Source organism: Bacillus sp. FSL M7-0307, from assembly GCF_038627835.1.
Classification (GTDB): Bacteria; Bacillota; Bacilli; order Bacillales; family Bacillaceae; genus Bacillus; species Bacillus altitudinis.
Genome location: NZ_CP152023.1, coordinates 2,299,383 through 2,317,824, shown reverse-complemented (window position 1 = coordinate 2,317,824; position 18,442 = coordinate 2,299,383). Strand labels below are relative to the sequence as shown.

The 18,442-nt window shown below is 41.8% G+C and carries 17 protein-coding genes; 14 read left to right on the top strand and 3 right to left on the bottom strand.

Annotation, left to right across the window (positions count from 1 at the left end):
- Positions 1-18: 18 nt before the first annotated feature.
- The gene (comER, locus tag MHI41_RS11860) at positions 19-867 is read right to left on the bottom strand and encodes a late competence protein ComER (RefSeq protein WP_039964044.1); all 849 of its coding nucleotides are present in this window, start codon (positions 865-867) and stop codon (positions 19-21) included.
- Positions 868-957: 90 nt separating this feature from the next.
- Between comER and MHI41_RS11855 the strand changes: the two genes are divergently transcribed.
- The 3 genes from MHI41_RS11855 to MHI41_RS11845 all read left to right on the top strand — a co-directional run bounded on the left by MHI41_RS11855 (position 958) and on the right by MHI41_RS11845 (position 4,542).
- Entirely contained in the window at positions 958-1,587 is a 630-nt protein-coding gene (locus MHI41_RS11855; protein ID WP_342494205.1) for a helix-hairpin-helix domain-containing protein, read from the top strand.
- A 65-nt stretch (positions 1,588-1,652) separates the two neighbouring features.
- Positions 1,653-2,222, top strand: coding sequence for a ComE operon protein 2 (locus MHI41_RS11850; protein ID WP_008342495.1), 570 nt, complete (start codon positions 1,653-1,655; stop codon positions 2,220-2,222).
- Entirely contained in the window at positions 2,215-4,542 is a 2,328-nt protein-coding gene (locus tag MHI41_RS11845; protein WP_317329485.1) for a DNA internalization-related competence protein ComEC/Rec2, read from the top strand. The genes MHI41_RS11850 and MHI41_RS11845 overlap by 8 nt, the downstream gene beginning before the upstream one ends.
- 39 nt (positions 4,543-4,581) lie before the next feature.
- Here MHI41_RS11845 and MHI41_RS11840 read toward each other — a convergent pair whose 3' ends face one another.
- Positions 4,582-4,716: a YqzM family protein gene (locus MHI41_RS11840; protein ID WP_008342491.1), complete on the bottom strand. Its 135-nt coding sequence runs from the start codon at positions 4,714-4,716 to the stop codon at positions 4,582-4,584.
- 238 nt (positions 4,717-4,954) lie between these two features.
- Between MHI41_RS11840 and holA the strand changes: the two genes are divergently transcribed.
- A complete protein-coding gene (holA, locus tag MHI41_RS11835; protein WP_017358025.1) occupies positions 4,955-5,974 on the top strand; it encodes a DNA polymerase III subunit delta in 1,020 nt (339 codons plus the stop codon).
- A 134-nt stretch (positions 5,975-6,108) separates the two neighbouring features.
- Here the strand turns inward: holA and rpsT are convergent, their stop codons facing one another.
- A complete protein-coding gene (gene rpsT, locus MHI41_RS11830) occupies positions 6,109-6,375 on the bottom strand; it encodes a 30S ribosomal protein S20 (RefSeq protein ID WP_008342485.1) in 267 nt (88 codons plus the stop codon).
- A 198-nt stretch (positions 6,376-6,573) separates the two neighbouring features.
- On the opposite strand from rpsT, the gene gpr reads away from it, so the two are divergent.
- From gpr to prmA, 10 genes are all read left to right on the top strand, one after another.
- On the top strand, positions 6,574-7,689 hold the full coding sequence (gene gpr / locus MHI41_RS11825; RefSeq protein ID WP_008342483.1) for a GPR endopeptidase: 1,116 nt from the start codon (positions 6,574-6,576) through the stop codon (positions 7,687-7,689).
- A 66-nt stretch (positions 7,690-7,755) separates the two neighbouring features.
- On the top strand, positions 7,756-8,964 hold the full coding sequence (locus MHI41_RS11820) for a stage II sporulation protein P (RefSeq protein WP_242730687.1): 1,209 nt from the start codon (positions 7,756-7,758) through the stop codon (positions 8,962-8,964).
- A gap of 13 nt (positions 8,965-8,977) precedes the next feature.
- Entirely contained in the window at positions 8,978-9,310 is a 333-nt protein-coding gene (locus MHI41_RS11815) for a YqxA family protein (RefSeq protein WP_019743214.1), read from the top strand.
- 165 nt (positions 9,311-9,475) lie between these two features.
- Positions 9,476-11,314, top strand: a complete 1,839-nt coding sequence (gene lepA, locus MHI41_RS11810) for a translation elongation factor 4 (RefSeq protein ID WP_008342476.1) — start codon at positions 9,476-9,478, stop codon at positions 11,312-11,314.
- A gap of 114 nt (positions 11,315-11,428) precedes the next feature.
- Positions 11,429-12,568 (top strand): radical SAM family heme chaperone HemW, encoded by a 1,140-nt coding sequence (gene hemW / locus MHI41_RS11805; RefSeq protein WP_342494204.1) that lies wholly within the window; start codon positions 11,429-11,431, stop codon positions 12,566-12,568.
- A gap of 81 nt (positions 12,569-12,649) precedes the next feature.
- On the top strand, positions 12,650-13,681 hold the full coding sequence (gene hrcA, locus MHI41_RS11800) for a heat-inducible transcriptional repressor HrcA (RefSeq protein ID WP_008342473.1): 1,032 nt from the start codon (positions 12,650-12,652) through the stop codon (positions 13,679-13,681).
- Between the two features lie 63 nt (positions 13,682-13,744).
- Complete coding sequence (gene grpE, locus MHI41_RS11795) at positions 13,745-14,302, top strand: nucleotide exchange factor GrpE (RefSeq protein ID WP_008342471.1); 558 nt, start codon at positions 13,745-13,747, stop codon at positions 14,300-14,302.
- A 24-nt stretch (positions 14,303-14,326) separates the two neighbouring features.
- Positions 14,327-16,165, top strand: a complete 1,839-nt coding sequence (gene dnaK, locus MHI41_RS11790; RefSeq protein WP_008342469.1) for a molecular chaperone DnaK — start codon at positions 14,327-14,329, stop codon at positions 16,163-16,165.
- A 165-nt stretch (positions 16,166-16,330) separates the two neighbouring features.
- The gene (gene dnaJ / locus MHI41_RS11785) at positions 16,331-17,464 is read left to right on the top strand and encodes a molecular chaperone DnaJ (RefSeq protein WP_008342467.1); all 1,134 of its coding nucleotides are present in this window, start codon (positions 16,331-16,333) and stop codon (positions 17,462-17,464) included.
- Positions 17,465-17,486: 22 nt separating this feature from the next.
- Positions 17,487-18,422, top strand: a complete 936-nt coding sequence (gene prmA / locus MHI41_RS11780; protein ID WP_035390850.1) for a 50S ribosomal protein L11 methyltransferase — start codon at positions 17,487-17,489, stop codon at positions 18,420-18,422.
- The last annotated feature ends 20 nt before the right edge of the window (positions 18,423-18,442 follow it).

The following is an 18,442-nucleotide window of genomic DNA, read 5'->3' as shown; positions in this document are numbered from 1 at the left end:
CGCTTGTTGCGAACATGTTTAATTTCTGAGATCATCAGTAAACACACTCGGCGGGTATTGATGCGCAACCGCTTCTACATCCTCATCGAACTTGTCGTGAGTGTTCTGAAAAAGTTGGTGGAACATATCTTGAACACCTGCTTCAAGTGCTTTAATGCCCTCGCCGGTGACGCCGCCTTTTACACACACCTTCTCTTGCAGTGTAGGCAGGGTATACACCCTTTTTTCAATCAAACGGCCAAGTCCTACAAGCATATCTTCTGATAAGGTGGTGGCTTCTTCTTTTGAAATATCCGTTTCTTCAACAGCGGCTTCAATCATTTTCTGAACAAGAAAGCTAATAAAGGCAGGACCGCAGCTGACAATATCTGAGGCTGCCCGTGTGATTGAATGATGAATTTCGATTGGTGTTGAAATGCGGCAAGCGAGTTGTCTGAGTGCTGCTTTTGTCGTGACATTGCATGATGAACCAAATGTTAAAAGTGATGCGCCTGATAACGCGCGGTTGGTGATGCTTGGGATCAGTCTGGCTGTTTGACAAGGAACAATGTCTTGAAGCTGTTCAGGATGAACCGGACTTGTAATGATGACAATGGTTTGCTGTTCTTTTAAAAGTGGGCTCAGTTCTTTTAAAAGCGGATAAATATCAAGTGGTTTGACACAAACAAAGATGAAATCTTTATCTGTTACAGCTCCTGAAAGCTGTTTCGTCACTTCGACCTCTGGGTGATTCTTTTTTATATTGAACGCTTTTTCGATGGTCCGATTTGTAATGGTGATGGATGAGGGATTGACTGCTTTTGATTCAATAAATGCCTCAGTAAGTATGGTACCCATGTTTCCTGTACCGATTAACCCTATATTCAAACGTTCTCCCTCCTTAGACGCATAGGATCTGTTATCTTCTAAACAGTATGTGAAGCAGCGTGAAAATATGATTGAAAGAAGCGTGAACAAGTGAAGCAGCTCATTTCGTTGAAAAAATACAGTCTTTATCTGATAGTGGGAATCATTATCCTCGTCATCATCTGTTTCTTCTTTTTAGCAGGAAAAGAGAAAGGCAGCGCCGAGCCAGGTGTATTGAAAGAACAACATGAAACGCAAGTCACATTAGAAGAAAAACAAGAGAGTGCAGAAAAAGAGCCAACATCCATCGTAGTAGAGGTCAAAGGAGCTGTACGGAAGCCGGGCGTTTATGCATTTATGGCTGAGGACAGAGTTGAAGAAGCCATTAAAAGAGCAGGTGGTTTTACGAGCAAGGCAGATACAGTTGACATCAATCAAGCAGCAAAATTAGAGGATAGTATGATGATTTATGTACGAAAGAAGGGGGAGGCTGACAAGCAGGGACAAACAGCAGCGGCTGATACGCCGCCGGGAAATGAACAGAGTCAAGGGGTGAATGTCAATCAAGCTGATGCAGCGGAATTGCAGACCATTAACGGAATAGGCCCAGCCAAAGCGGAAGCCATCATTGCGTATAGAGAAGAACATGGAGAATTTCAGCAAATTGAAGATTTACGGAATATTTCGGGTTTTGGAGAGAAGACCATTGAACGGCTGAAAAATCAACTGACGGTCAAGTAGAATTGACGGTATAGAAGAAAGGCATGTACACTTAATACCAACCATCATTCTGGAGGGATCAGCTCGTGGAGAGAATTTCATGGAATCAATATTTTATGGCTCAAAGCCATTTGCTTGCCTTGCGAAGCACCTGTGAGCGGCTAGCTGTTGGGGCAACGATCGTAAGAGACAAGCGCATCATCGCAGGTGGATATAATGGATCCATTGCCGGCGACGTGCATTGTGCAGATGTAGGATGCTATGTGATAGATCATCACTGCGTTCGTACAATCCATGCGGAGATGAACGCTATTTTACAATGTGCCAAATTTGGTGCACCAACGGCTGATGCTGAAATATATGTGACGCATTTTCCTTGTTTGCAGTGCTGTAAAGCGATTATTCAAGCAGGTATTCGAACAGTGTATTATGCGAAGGATTATAAAAATCATCCATATGCTGTTGATTTATTCGAACAAGCCGGAGTTCAAACAGAACAGGTTGAACTAGATGAGATGATTATTGACTTAAAAAACCAAGAAAAATTAGCCTTTGTTGCGGATTTAATAGGCAAACTAAGTGAATCAGGACGTAGCGAAACAGAAATTCGTCAAATGCATGAAAAGGCGAATCAATTATTTACTTCCTATGTCTAAGTATTTGCCGTTCGGGGCGATTTCAGCAGCTGCTGGAATTGCTCTGGCCGCATATCATCTTCATTTGTATTTTCTCCTTTTTCTTCTTGTATGTCTTCTTTTCAGTCTGCTGAAAAAAACACCCCTGCTCTTTTTAATGGTCAGTTTGTGTGGAACGATCTATATGCTCATTTTTATGGTGCATCAGTTTTTTGAAACGGATCATCCCATACAAGAAAAAGTATTTTCTCATTCGGTTGTGATTGAAACGATTCCGAAAATAGATGGCAATCGCTTTTCAGCGACTGTTTCATCAGAGAATGGTCGACTAGCGGCATTTTATACGATTCAAACGGAGCGTGAAAAAGAAGCGTTAAAAGATGTTGAGCCAGGTATGAGCTGTCATATGACAGGTGAGGTTCGGTTACCTAAACATGCTACCATACCGAACGGGTTTCAATATGATCAATTTCTAAAAACAAAAGGCATTGATGCTATTTTCTTAACGCAGTCTATGAAAAGCTGCACGAAACATGACAGTCCTTCACATGACCTTTCATCTATTAGGCAGAAGGGGCTGAAATTTCTAGAAGATCATGTCCCGAAGAGTTCTGTTGGGATTGTGCAGGCACTTATTTTTGGCGATCGTGATTTAATAGACCCTGATACATTAAGAGATTATCAAATGCTTGGCATCATTCATTTATTAGCCATTTCAGGACTTCATGTTCAAACATTGCTCGCTTGTCTATTTTGGTGTCTACTCCGCGCTGGCGTGACAAGAGAGACAGCACGTATTCTTTTAATATCCTTTTTGCCGGTTTATGCTTGTTTAACAGGTGCTGCACCGTCTGTGTTAAGAGCCTGTCTCATGGCTGGAATTTATTTAGTCATCACAAGCCTGCCAAAAGAAATGAAACAGCCTTCTGCGGTCGTGTTAAGTGCAGCGTTCTTGCTTTTATTAGCTATTCAACCACTTTATATATTTGATGTCGGTTTTCAGCTGTCATTTGTGGTGACCTTATTTATTTTGCTATCCACTAGTATTTTATCAAAAGCAAAAAGTTCGGTGATGCAGTTATTCCTCATTTCCTTGATTGCACAGCTTGCTTCGCTTCCTGTTCTTTTATATTATTTTCAACAATTTTCCTTGCTGAGTGTTCCTTTAAATATGATGTTTGTTCCTTTTTACACAATGGTTGTCATGCCTCTGTCCTTATTCTTTTTTCTTTTATCTATCATTTATCTTCCGCTTGGACAAACACTGTTTCAGCTGCTTGATTGGGTGATCCAGTTTGGTCATCAATTGTCTGCACACATGGCTGCTTACGATGGTCTTACTCTGATTTTTATGAAATCGACATGGTGGCATGTGCTCCTAGAGGTTTCCTCCATTGTTTTTCTATTCATTGTGATGGAATGTAAAACTTCTATCAAATCTTATCTTGTGCCGATTTTGATTCTCGTTTGTGTGCTGGCTGTACACTATTTCACGCCGAATTTTCTCCAAAAAGGAGAGGTCACGATGTTAGATGTAGGACAAGGGGATAGTTTGTTTATTCAGCTACCTTATCGAACCGGGCATATATTAGTCGATACAGGAGGCAGACTTTCTTTTGAAGAAGAGCCATGGAAAAAAAGACGTAAAGTATCTACAATTGGGGATCAAACGCTTATTCCATTTCTGCATTCTAAAGGCATAGCAAAACTTGATGTCCTCATCCTTACCCATGCAGATCAAGATCATATGGGAGAAGCGATGCGGTTAATAAAGCGAAATAAAGTCAAACGCCTTGCAATCCCAAAAGGCTTTGCTCGAAATCCAGAGGATGCGCAGCTTTTAAAGGAAGCGGCCGATCAAAGGATTCCTATAGATGAGTTAGAAAGAGGGGATCAGCTGAGAATTGGAGGACAAAAATTTGACGTTCTGCATCCCGCAAGTGACCAGGTGACGAGTAAAAATAATGATTCACTGGTCCTCACCTTTACGCTTGGCGGCAAGCGTTTTATGCTGACTGGGGATCTTGAACAAGAAGGGGAACGAGACATCATTCAAGCTTACCCCAAGCTACGAGCGGATGTCTTGAAGGTTGGGCATCACGGGAGTAAAGGATCAACAAGTGAAGAATGGCTTCAGCATTTGAACCCGTCATATGCACTGATTTCAGCAGGTGAACGAAATCGGTATCACCATCCTCATCAAGAAGTTTTGAAAAAATTAAATGAGCATCAAACAAAGGTGTATCGTACAGATATCGATGGAAGTGTGACCTATGAATTTCTTGAAGAGGATGGAACATTTTACGCTCATCCTCCATATGATATCTTACAAAATCAATAAAAAAACTGCCAAAACGGCAGTCATCTTGCATTCATGTAGTTAAGATCCAACGAGGTGTATCACTGTTGCCAAAATAAACATTGAGGCGAAAAATCCGAATGTGACGATAAAACCAACAGCTGAGTCGGTCACATCATTCCGCTTGCTTTGAACATTCTTTTCAAATTCATTCATTTTCATCCCTCCTGGCTATTTTTAGTATACTTGAACTCATTTGGAATTGCTAGAAGGTAAAGTAACCGTTTTCCATTTTCATGATCATTTTGTGAATATCGTCTGACTGTAAGCTGACCCGGGAGCTTACGTGAGACGTTTACTATAAATGAGGAGGCGGCACTTTCAGCTTCCTCTTTACTAATGTCTCTACACACTTTAGGATAGAGGAGGAAGTGAAAGAGAGGGATTTAAGCGAATGGTCTTTGAAGTATGGAACAATTTAAAAAAAGGGGATATCCATCCCGTTTATTGCTTATATGGAAAAGAAACGTATTTACTTCAAGAGACAGCTGCAAAATTGAGACAAGCTGTCGTCGACGAAGAAACAAAGGATTTTAATTACTCTGTCTTCGATATGGAAGAGGTGCCGCTTGAGCAGGCTGTGACGGACGCAGAAACATTTCCGTTTATGGGAGAGCGGCGTCTCGTTGTGATCAAGAACCCTTATTTCCTCACTGCAGAAAAGAAAAAAGAAAAGATCGAGCATCAGCTTTCTGTGTTAGAAGCTTATTTAGAAAAGCCAGCACCCTACACGATTCTCGTGTTATTGGCCCCATATGAAAAACTGGACGAACGTAAGAAAATCACCAAATTGTTAAAAAAGAAAGCGGCTGTAGTTGAGGCGAAAGAGTTAAATCCGAAAGAAACAACAGATTTCACCATCACGCTGGTGAAAACAGAAGGAAAAACAATCTCGGCTGAAGCGGCAGAACAGCTTGTCATGTTATGTGGCGGGAGCCTGTCCTCACTTTTTCAAGAGGTTCGAAAGCTAAGTACATATATTGGGCAGCGAGAGGAAATTGAGCTGGCGGATGTCAATCAGCTCGTTGCACGAAGTTTGGAGCAGAATATTTTCGAACTGATTAACCAAATCGTGAACAGGCGCCGGTCTGAAGCGATGCAAATGTTTTATGATCTCCTAAAGCAAAATGAGGAGCCCATTAAAATATTGGCACTCATTTCAAATCAATTTCGGTTGATATTGCAGACAAAGTACTTTGCTCAACAGGGATACGGGCAAAAACAAATTGCGTCAAACCTGAAAGTCCACCCATTTCGGGTCAAACTCGCGATGGATCAAGCAAGACTGTTTTCAGAAGAAGAGCTAAAGTACATCGTCAAAGAGCTCTCCACGATTGATTATGAAATGAAAACGGGTAAAAAGGACAAGCAGCTATTATTAGAATTGTTCCTGCTTCGGCTATTAGGGGCTTGAACATAAAAAAACGACCTTCTCAAAAGAGGGTCGTTTTTGTTTAGATGTATAATTGCCAGTCTGTCCTTATGGCTGAGCCGTTCAGGACGGACGTACAGTTAAACAGGTGCCTCATCACTGAGGCGTTGCAAACATTATGCAGAAAGTCCGTTTACTTGTTTCGCAAGTCTTGATTTGTAACGCGCAGCTGCGTTTTTGTGTACAAGACCAGTTTTAACGGCTTTGTCAATGCGTTTTGCAGCAGAAGAAAGAGCAGCTTTTGCTTGCTCAGCATCGTTGTTAGCTACAGAAACTTCAACTTGTTTAATCGCAGTACGCATCGCAGACTTGATTGTTGCGTTGTGTGCACGGCGTTCGTTATTCGTTTTTGTACGTTTGATCGCTGATTTAATATTTGGCATGTGTTTCACCTCCTAAGATACAACCTAAACACAATTGTCTTAAGGTTAAATCTTCACAATAGAACAAATTGTATTCTATCAAACACACCTTTAGAATGCAATATAAATGTAAAGTATTTTTCATTGATGAAGCGCTCGAATGTTTCTTGAACGAGATGGAAAGACTACTGTTAATTACTTGATGGAAGGAGCCTTTTCATGAAGAAACAGAAACTCGATTTAAGCGCTTATCAAATCCGGACCGATTTGGCCGTTGAAACAAAAGAGATACTAGAACAAGAGAACGATCCGAATGTGGTCAAAAAGGACGGTATTCAAGGAATTGTTGAGAAGGAGAAGGAAGAGCATGGCATCCGCATCCGCACTGTGGAGATTACGACAGAAGGAGAAGAACTGACCGGAAAAAAGGCGGGGACATACTTGACGCTTGAGGCGCAAGGAATTCGGGAGAAAGACTCTGAGATGCAAGAAAAAGTGGTTGAAGTTTTTGCCCATCATTTTGCTCAGTTTTTAAAAGATCACGGCATTCAGGCAGATGCGAGCTGTCTTGTCGTAGGACTCGGAAACTGGAATGTCACGCCGGATGCTTTAGGGCCGCTCACAGTTGAAAATTTGCTGGTGACACGCCATTTATTTGAATTACAGCCTGAGAATGTGCAGGAAGGCTATCGCCCGGTGTCTTCACTATCGCCTGGAGTCATGGGACTGACTGGTATAGAAACAAGTGACATTATACAAGGTGTCATTGAACGATCTAAACCAGATTTTGTGATCGCCATCGATGCACTGGCTGCACGTGCAGTAGAACGGGTGAATACGACGATTCAAATTTCTGATACAGGTATACATCCAGGATCGGGTGTCGGAAATAAACGAAAAGAATTAAGCAAAGAGACCTTGGGGATTCCAGTCATTGCCATTGGTGTACCGACAGTAGTCGATGCAGTGACGATCGCAAGTGACACGATTGATTACGTGTTAAAGCATTTTGGTAGAGAACTGAAAGATGATAGACCTTCCCGATCTTTAGTACCAGCGGGTCTGACATTTGGGAAGAAAAAAGTGCTGAATGAAGAAGATTTGCCAGATGATGAAACGCGTCAATCCTTTTTAGGAATCGTCGGAACGCTTCCTGAAGAAGAAAAAAGACAGTTGATCCATGAAGTGCTTGCGCCGCTTGGACAAAATCTAATGGTCACACCGAAGGAAGTGGATACATTCATTGATGACATGGCGAACGTACTCGCCAATGGGTTAAATACAGCACTTCATCAAAAAATCTCTCAAGACAACATGGGTTCTTATAATCATTAATCAGTTCTACTTTCTCTAGCTCGCTCATAGTGTAATTACTAGAAAGCGTGCTGGAGGGAGTAAATCATGAAAAAAAGACCTCGCCGTCCTCGACAGTTGGTCGTTGCGATTAATGGAACAAAAGTAGTGAAGAGTATTTTTTTGTTTATTGTCTCTCTGGTGGTTGTGTTTGTCATGTCAGGGGCTTTGACGTCTTTAAAACCTGAGCTTAGGCCTCAAGCATCATTATATGGTGTGGCAGATGAGCTGTCAGGGGCATTCTTTGCAACTCTAATGGGGATGGAAAATCAATATTTTGCTTCAGCAGTCCCTGAAGATCAAAAAGGATTTCATTTCTCCGGGCTGTCACTCAAACTTGCCACAAGTATCAATTTAGAAGACCCCCGCAGTTTTCTAGGAAGAGAGCTGCCAGGCTTTGAACATTTTGATACAAAAATCATCCTAGCAGGTGAAGGTACAGACTATACGAATATGCCAATGGAATCGCCGCCTCCAAGTGAAGTCATCAAAGATGAAAAAGAAGCAAATCTAGCTGAGCTGGACAAGCTTGATGAAGATGAACCGAAAACGCCTGCAAAAGAGCCGAACCAGTCGACAGGAAAACGAAAAGCTGTATACATTTATCACACACATAATACGGAATCATATTTACCATTTTTAAAAGGAGAAACAAACCCAAACAATGCGCGCCACTCAAAAGTGAACGTCACCCTTGTCGGGGAGATGTTTGGTAAAGCGCTCGATCAGCAAGGAATCGGCAACACAGTGGATAAAACAGAAATTGAAAAAAGACTGCTGAAAAAAGGATTGAAGTATCCTCAATCATATAATGAATCCAGATTGGTTGTAAAAGAAGCTCTCGCTAAAAATGATGACCTAGATTACTTAATCGATATTCATCGGGATTCAAGAAGAAAGAAAGATACGACAGTAGAAATCAAAGGCAAGAAATATGCGAGAATCGCTTTTGTTGTAGGGAAGAAAAATCAAAGCTATGAGAAAAACTTAAAGCTGGCGACAGAGTTCCACCATTTGATGGAGAAAAAATATAAAGGACTTAGTGTCGGTGTGTTTGCCAAAGGAGAAATTGGTGATAATGGAATCTATAATCAAGATTTATCTGACAAAGCCCTCCTATTAGAATTTGGCGGTGTGGATAATAATATGGAAGAACTGAAAAACGCATCCAATGCAGCAGCTGATGTGTTCAGTGAAATTTTCTGGGACGCAGAAAAGGTAGACGGCAAAGCAAAGGATGAGAAAAAACGGTCTTAAGGTGGTGGAGGACATGGGCTCATTTATCGGAAAAACCATTATTTTATCGCTCGTATTGCTATTCGGTGTCTTTTTAGGAATGCAGCAAGCCAATAATGGCATGCTGCAAATGAAAGGGTATCATGATCCGCAATTAAAAGGGGCCTTCACTGTCCAAATGAATGATGATCAAGAAAAAGAAGCCTCTATCCTCGGAACAGCTGTCACACAAAAAGACTTAGCAGAAAAACAAAAGCAGCTAGAAGAAATGGAGAGCTTTAATGCCTTCTCTAAGGCCGGAAAAGCATTATCAGATGGTATGACGCATGCAGCCCGTACACTTTATGATTGGGTGAATGGTAAATAAACTGTTGTAAGCATTATGTTGGATGTTATTTCATAAGATATCACACCTTTTCATGAAAGCCGCTAACCGATGAGTGGCTTTTCTCGATTTCGATTGAATCTTTACAGCCCTATTGATATAATCTAACCTAGCGCAACCCGCGTTTTATAGTAGGAGTGATAGATTGTGACAGATAAAGAAAAACGATTAGAACGGCAATCAAGAATTCGAAATTTCTCCATTATCGCCCATATTGACCATGGGAAATCCACATTGGCTGACCGTATTTTAGAAAAAACAGCGGCGATTACGCAACGAGAAATGAAAGAACAATTACTTGATTCCATGGACTTAGAGCGTGAACGCGGCATTACGATCAAATTAAACTCTGTCCAGCTGAAATATCAGGCGAAGGATGGAGAAGAATATATTATGCACCTGATTGATACACCAGGGCATGTCGACTTCACCTATGAGGTATCTCGAAGCCTAGCTGCCTGTGAAGGTGCAATTCTTGTGGTGGATGCAGCACAAGGCATTGAGGCACAGACACTTGCGAACGTTTATTTAGCTCTTGATAACAACTTAGAAATCCTGCCGATCATTAACAAAATTGATCTGCCGAGCGCAGAGCCTGAACGTGTAAGACAAGAAATTGAAGATGTCATCGGGTTGGATGCATCTGAAGCTGTTCTCACCTCTGCTAAGGCGGGCATCGGGATCGAGGATATTTTAGAACAAATCGTCGAAAAGGTGCCGGCACCAGCTGGAGATCCAGAAGCACCACTTCAAGCCCTCATTTTTGATTCTCTCTACGATGCGTATCGTGGCGTCATTGCTTACATACGAATTGTCGAAGGAACCGTAAAACCGGGTCAAAAAATTAAGATGATGGCGACAGGCAAAGAATTTGAAGTGCTTGAAGTCGGCGTATTTACACCGAAAGCAATGCCAACAGACGAACTCACTGTTGGAGATGTTGGCTATTTAACAGCTGCCATTAAAAACGTTGGTGATACACGAGTAGGGGATACGATCACAAGTGCGGTAAACCCTGCGAAAGAAGCTCTGCCTGGATATAGAAAGCTGAACCCAATGGTGTACTGCGGCCTTTATCCAATTGACACAGCGAAATATAACGACTTGCGTGAAGCGTTAGAAAAGCTTGAATTAAATGATTCTTCACTTCAATATGAGGCAGAGACATCCCAAGCACTTGGCTTCGGCTTCCGCTGCGGCTTCCTTGGCATGCTTCATATGGAAATCATCCAAGAACGGATTGAACGTGAATTTAAAATCGACCTCATTACGACAGCGCCAAGTGTTATTTACGATGTGTATATGACAGACGGAGAAAAAATTGTTGTAGATAACCCATCCAATTTGCCTGATCCGCAAAAGATTGAGCGAATTGAAGAGCCATACGTGAAGGCAACAATGATGGTGCCAAATGATTATGTTGGTTCTGTGATGGAGCTTTGCCAAGGAAAGCGCGGCAATTTCATTGATATGCAATATCTTGATGCAAACCGCGTGAGCATTGTGTACGAAATTCCTCTGGCAGAGATCGTATACGAATTCTTTGATCAATTAAAGTCCAATACAAAAGGGTATGCATCCTTTGATTACGAGCTGATCGGCTATCGCCCATCCACTCTAGTGAAAATGGATATCATGCTCAATGGCGAAAAAATCGATGCACTTTCCTTTATTGTTCACCGTGACTATGCGTATGAACGCGGAAAGATCATTGTAGAAAAGCTGAAAGAACTGATTCCGCGCCAGCACTTTGAAGTACCAGTTCAGGCAGCGATCGGTCAAAAGATTGTTGCTCGGTCTACCATTAAAGCAATGCGCAAGAACGTACTAGCGAAGTGTTATGGTGGAGATATTTCCCGGAAAAGAAAGCTTCTTGAGAAGCAAAAAGAAGGGAAAAAGCGCATGAAGCAAGTGGGTTCTGTAGAAGTCCCGCAAGAAGCATTTATGGCCGTGCTGAAAATGGACGACAGCACACCGAAAAAATAACATCCTCAAGGCAACCTGCTTTACAATGCTCGCCTTGACGTTTATAGTCGAAAACAAACGAAGAGGCCGCAGCGATAAACTGCGGCTCTTTACCTGTAAAGAAGGTGTCAATAATTGAAAGCAGCATACATTCACATTCCATTTTGTGAGCACATTTGTCACTATTGTGATTTCAATAAATTTTTCATTAAAACCCAACCTGTCGATGAATACTTAGCCGCACTTGAAAAAGAAATGCAGCACACGATCGATCAAAAAGGAGAGCAAGAACTAAAGACGATCTTTATTGGTGGGGGAACCCCGACATCACTGACAACCAGCCAGTTAGATCAACTTATGGACAGCATTCACCGCGTATTAAAACCAACCAAAAACTTAAGCGAGTTTGCAGTAGAAGCAAACCCCGACGAACTATCGCTTGAGAAATTGAATGTCTTAAAATCAGCAGGCGTTAATCGGCTCAGCTTTGGTGTTCAAACATTTGAAGATGACCTGCTCAAAAAAATCGGACGGGTTCATCAAAAGAAAGATGTTCTCACATCTTTCGAGCGAGCAAGAGCAGTTGGGTTTGACAACATTAGTCTTGATCTTATGTTTGGTTTGCCTCATCAAGAGAAGCATCATGTCATGCATTCACTAGAGACCGCTTTTTCATTAGGTGCAGAGCATTATTCGGTTTATTCGCTGATTGTCGAGCCGAAGACGGTTTTTTACAATTTAATGCAAAAAGGGAAACTGCATTTACCACCGCAAGAACGTGAGGCTGAAATGTATGAGCTCGTCATGGATGAAATGGAACGGCATGGACTCAAACAATATGAGATTAGCAATTACGCCAAACCAGGTTTTGAAAGCCAGCATAACCTCACCTATTGGAGCAACGAAGATTACTTTGGTTTTGGAGCTGGAGCGCACGGGTATGTAGATGGCGTCCGTAATGTGAACGCTGGACCAGTGAAGCATTACTTAGAGCTCATTGAACAAACAGGGTTTCCATATAAGGAAACGCATCAGGTGACAAAAGCAGAACAGATCGAAGAAGAAATGTTCTTAGGTTTGCGGAAAATTGAAGGCGTGAAAAGTGCTCACTTTCAAGCGAAATTTGGAGCATCACCAGAAGCACTCTTTCCCGCCGTTCTTGAAGAATTAGCAGAAAAAGGTCTCATTGAACAGGATGAGATTGGCATTCGTTTAACAAGAAAAGGAAAATTGTTAGGAAATGAAGTATTTCAAGCGTTTCTCGGTGAGTTATAATTGACATTTTAATTTGAGTTTGGTAATTTTGTTTATACAATTAGCACTCGTTGAAAGAGAGTGCTAACAGGGGTGATGATGATGTTAACAAATCGTCAGCTTTTGATTCTACAAGTCATTATTAATGACTTTATTCGTTCGGCGCAGCCAGTTGGATCAAGGACTCTTTCCAAAAAAGAAGACATTACATTCAGCTCTGCGACGATTAGAAACGAAATGGCTGATTTGGAGGAACTCGGTTTTATTGAAAAGACCCATTCTTCATCAGGAAGAATTCCTTCCGAAAAAGGATATCGTTATTATGTAGATCATTTGCTCTCTCCGCGAAAACTGTCATCTAAAGAGCTTGTGCTCATCCAGTCAGTATTTCAGGAGAAAATTTTTGAGCTGGAAAAAACAGTTCAAAAATCGGCGGAAATTTTATCAGATCTCACAAACTACACATCGATTGTCCTTGGTCCAAAGCTAAGTGAAAATCGATTGAAGCAAATTCAGCTTGTCCCCGTCCAGCCTAATAAAGCAGTAGCGATTATGATTACAGACAGCGGGCATGTTGAAAACAAAACCATTACCTTCTCTGAGCATCTTGATGTCTCCGATATTGAGAAGCTGATGAATATTTTAAACAGCCGCTTAGCCGGAGTCCCGATGGATCAGCTGAAGGACAGGATGTATAAAGAAGTAGTGATGCTCCTTCGCACGCATTTAAAAGACTATGATCATATTTTAGATGCGCTTGGTAACACATTCACTTCAACACAAAATGAATCAAAACTTTTCTTTGGCGGGAAGATTAATATGTTGAACCAGCCAGAGTTTCATGACATTGACCGTATTCGTTCACTCATGATGCTGATTGAACAAAAGAATGATGTCATGCAGCTGTTTCATCCAAATCAGCAAGGAATCACCATTAAAATCGGTTCAGAAAACAATTTGGAAGCAATGGAGAACTGCAGTTTAATCACAGCAACTTATGCGATTGATCAAAAATCACTCGGCTCCATCGCTGTCATTGGTCCAACCCGTATGGATTACGGGCGAGTCGTTAGTCTTTTGCATCATGTATCAAAAGACTTGTCAAACGCACTTTCCAATTTGTATGATGAGTAGGGTGATAAAAGGTGGGGGCACAGCCCCTTCGTATAATTGAATCTTTTGAGGGAGGTGAACACAATGTCAGAAGAAAAACAGACACCTGAGCAAGCAGCAGAGGTTGAAGCACAAGAAGAAGCAGTTCAAGCAGAAACTGAGGAAGTAAAGCACGATGAACAGTCTGCCTTCCAAGAGAAGATTGATGAATTGCAGCAGCTTCTAGATGAAAAAGAAAACAAAATTCTGCGTGTTCAAGCAGATTTTGAAAACTATAAACGCCGTGCTCGAACTGAAGTGGAGACCGTGCAAAAATATCGTTCTCAACATGTTGTCAGCGACCTTCTCCCAGCTCTCGACAACTTTGAAAGAGCGCTTGGAATCGATCCAGACAATGAGCAGACGAAAAGTTTGTTAGAAGGTATGCAAATGGTTTACCGCCAGCTGGTAGAAGCGTTGAAAAATGAAGGCGTTGAACCAATTGAAGCTGTCGGCAAAGAGTTCGATCCAAACCTTCATCAAGCCGTCATGCAAGTTGAAGATGAAAACTACGATTCAAACATCGTTGTAGAAGAATTGCAAAAGGGCTATAAACTCAAAGACCGAGTTATTCGTCCATCAATGGTAAAAGTAAATCAATAACTACATAATGGGAGGTCATCGAATATGAGTAAAATCATTGGTATTGACTTAGGAACAACAAACTCATGTGTTGCAGTACTCGAAGGCGGCGAGCCAAAAGTTATTGCAAACGCTGAAGGAGCACGTACAACACCATCTGTTGTCGCTTTTAAAAATGGAGAGCGCCAAGTAGGTGAAGTAGCGAAACGTCAATCAATTACAAACCCGAACACCATCATGTCTGTTAAAAGACATATGGGTACAGATTATAAAGTAGAAGTTGAAGGCAAGAACTACACGCCGCAGGAAATCTCTGCAATCATCCTTCAACACCTTAAATCTTACGCTGAAGCTTATCTTGGCGAAGAAGTAACAAAAGCGGTTATTACAGTTCCTGCTTACTTCAACGATGCAGAGCGCCAAGCAACAAAAGATGCTGGTAAAATTGCTGGTCTTGAAGTAGAACGTATCATCAACGAACCAACAGCAGCTGCACTTGCTTATGGTTTAGATAAAACAGATGAAGATCAAACGATTCTTGTATATGACCTTGGTGGCGGTACATTTGACGTATCAGTCCTTGAGCTTGGAGACGGCGTCTTTGAAGTACGCTCAACTGCTGGGGACAACCGTCTAGGTGGAGACGATTTTGACCAAGTCATCATCGATCATCTAGTGGCTGAGTTCAAAAAAGAAAACGGCATTGATCTTTCTAAAGATAAAATGGCGCTTCAGCGTTTAAAAGATGCTGCTGAAAAAGCGAAAAAAGATCTTTCTGGTGTATCTTCTACACAAATCTCACTGCCATTTATCACAGCTGGAGATGCAGGTCCTCTTCACCTAGAATTAACGCTAACGCGTGCTAAATTCGAAGAGCTTTCTGCAGACCTTGTAGAGCGTACAATGACACCTGTACGTCAATCACTGAAAGATGCTGGTCTATCTGCTAGCGAGATTGATAAAGTCATCCTTGTTGGTGGATCAACTCGTATTCCTGCAGTACAAGAAGCAATCAAAAAAGAAACAGGTAAAGAGCCTCATAAAGGCGTAAACCCTGATGAAGTGGTTGCACTTGGTGCGGCAATTCAAGGTGGAGTTATCACAGGAGATGTCAAAGACGTTGTTCTTCTTGACGTCACACCACTTTCTTTAGGAATTGAAACAATGGGCGGCGTATTCACAAAGCTGATTGAACGTAATACAACAATTCCAACAAGCAAATCTCAAGTATTCTCAACGGCTGCTGACAACCAAACTGCTGTAGACATTCACGTCTTACAAGGTGAGCGTCCAATGGCAGCAGACAACAAAACATTAGGTCGTTTCCAATTGACTGACATTCCACCAGCACCACGCGGCGTACCACAAATCGAAGTATCTTTTGATATCGATAAAAATGGTATTGTCAACGTACGTGCGAAAGATATGGGTACAGGCAAAGAGCAAAATATCACAATCAAATCTTCTTCAGGTCTTTCTGATGATGAGATCGAAAAAATGGTCAAAGAAGCAGAAGAAAATGCTGAAGCAGATGCAAAGAAAAAAGAAGAAATCGAAGTGCGCAATGAAGCAGATCAATTAGTGTTTACAACAGAAAAAACATTAAAAGATCTTGAAGGCAAAATCGATGAAGAGCAAGTGAAAAAAGCGAATGATGCAAAAGATGCGCTAAAAGCTGCGATCGAAAAAGGCGAGCTTGAAGACATCAAAGCGAAAAAAGATGAGCTACAAACAATCGTTCAAGAATTAACGACAAAGCTCTATGAAGAAGCTGCAAAACAAGCACAAGCTCAGCAAGAAGGCGCTGAAGGTGCTCAAAAAGCAGATGACAATGTAGTGGATGCAGAATACGAAGAAGTAAACGACGATCAAGAGAAAAAATAATCACCTTTACTTTTGAAAAAGACTGCTGAAACGTACTCGTCAGAAAGTCAAAGTCAGGATCTCTTGGCTTTGACTTTTTTCTTTTCAACGATGAAAAGGAATTGAAAAAGATCAATTTAAAATGATACAATCGTATTTATGTGAGAAAATCGGGAGTGTGAAGAGATGAGTAAGCGTGATTACTATGAAGTGCTTGGCGTGAGTAAGAGCGCCTCAAAGGACGAAATCAAAAAGGCATACCGCAAGCTTTCAAAAAAGTATCACCCTGATATTAATAAAGAAGCTGGCTCAGATGATAAATTCAAAGAAGTAAAAGAAGCCTATGAAACCCTTTCTGACGATCAAAAACGTTCACATTATGACCAGTTCGGTCACACCGATCCAAACCAAGGATTTGGTGGCGGCGGATTTGGCGGTGGAGGAGACTTTGGCGGCTTCGGCGGCTTTGATGACATCTTCTCTAGTATTTTTGGCGGCGGAGCCAGAAGAAGAGATCCAAATGCACCGCGTCAAGGAGCGGACCTTCAATATACAATGACCCTTTCATTTGAAGAAGCAGCATTTGGGAAAGAAGCAACGATCGAGATTCCCCGCGAGGAATCATGTGAAACGTGTCATGGATCAGGTGCAAAACCTGGAACACAGGCGAAGACATGCTCACATTGCGGCGGATCAGGTCAACTAAATGTCGAACAATCCACGCCATTTGGTAAAGTAGTCAACCGCAGAGTATGTAACTACTGTAGCGGAACTGGTAAACAAATTGAACATAAGTGTTCAACATGTGGTGGATCTGGTAAAGTGCGTAAGCGCAAGAAAATCAATGTGACGATCCCAGCAGGTGTGGACGATGGTCAGCAGCTTAGAGTATCTGGTCAAGGTGAACCAGGTGTAAATGGAGGACCTCCAGGCGATCTATTTGTTGTTTTCCATGTGAGGGCGCATGAATTCTTCGAACGAGATGGAGATGACATCTACTGCGAAATGCCGCTTACCTTTGCGCAGGCTGCACTAGGTGATGAAATTGAAGTGCCGACATTACATGGGAAAGTCAAATTAAAAGTTCCTGCGGGCACACAAACGGGTACGAAGTTTAGACTCAAAGGAAAAGGTGTAAAAAATGTACGCGGTTATGGTCAAGGCGATCAGCATATCGTTGTACGCGTCGTAACACCGACGAATTTAACTGAAAATCAAAAAGATATCATTAGAAAATTTGCTGAAGTGAGCGGAAATAAACCGGACGAACAAGAAATGAGCTTTTTCGATAAGGTGAAACGCGCATTTAAAGGCGAGTAAGACGGATAAGGAGTTGGTAGTATTGAAGTGGTCAGAAATTAGCGTCCATACAACAAATGAAGCGGTGGAACCGATCACCAATATTTTGCATGAAGCAGGAGCAAGTGGTGTCGTGATTGAGGACCCGCTTGATTTAGTCAAGGAACGTGAAAATGTATACGGTGAGATCTACCAGCTCGATCCGAATGATTATCCTGAGGAAGGGGTTATCGTCAAAGCCTACCTTCCGATGAATAGCTTTTTGATGGAAACGGTAGATGAGATCAAAGAAGCCATCAACAATCTTCTTCTATATGATATTGACCTTGGACGAAATACACTGTCAATTTGTGAAGTAAACGAAGAAGAATGGGCGACTGCATGGAAGAAATACTATCATCCTGTGAAAATCTCTGAGAAATTTACCATCGTCCCAACATGGGAAGAGTACACACCCGTTCATTCTGATGAATTAATCATCGAAATGGACCCTGGAATGGCATTTGGAACCGGTACACATCCAACAACGGTTCTTTGCATTCAGGCGCTTGAGCGCTATGTGAAGGAAAACGACACGGTGATTGACGTTGGAACAGGATCTGGCATTTTAAGTGTTGCCGCTGCAATGCTCGGTGCAAAAGACATTCATGCATTTGATCTCGACACCGTTGCAGTGGAAAGTGCAAAGCAGAACATCGAATTAAATGGTGTGAGCGAGCAAGTAACGGTAAAACAAAACAATTTACTTGATGGGATTTCAGGTGAACGCGATGTGATTGTGGCCAACATCCTTGCAGAGGTCATCTTGCGCTTTACAGATCAAGCGTATGATCTATTGAAGAAAGACGGTTACTTTATTACATCAGGCATTATCGGACAAAAGAAATTACAAGTCAAAACTGCTTTAGAAGAAGCCGGTTTTGAGATTGTTGAAGTGCTGTCAATGGAAGATTGGGTCAGCATTATAGCGAAAAAATAAAGCGAGTAGGTGTCAGGACA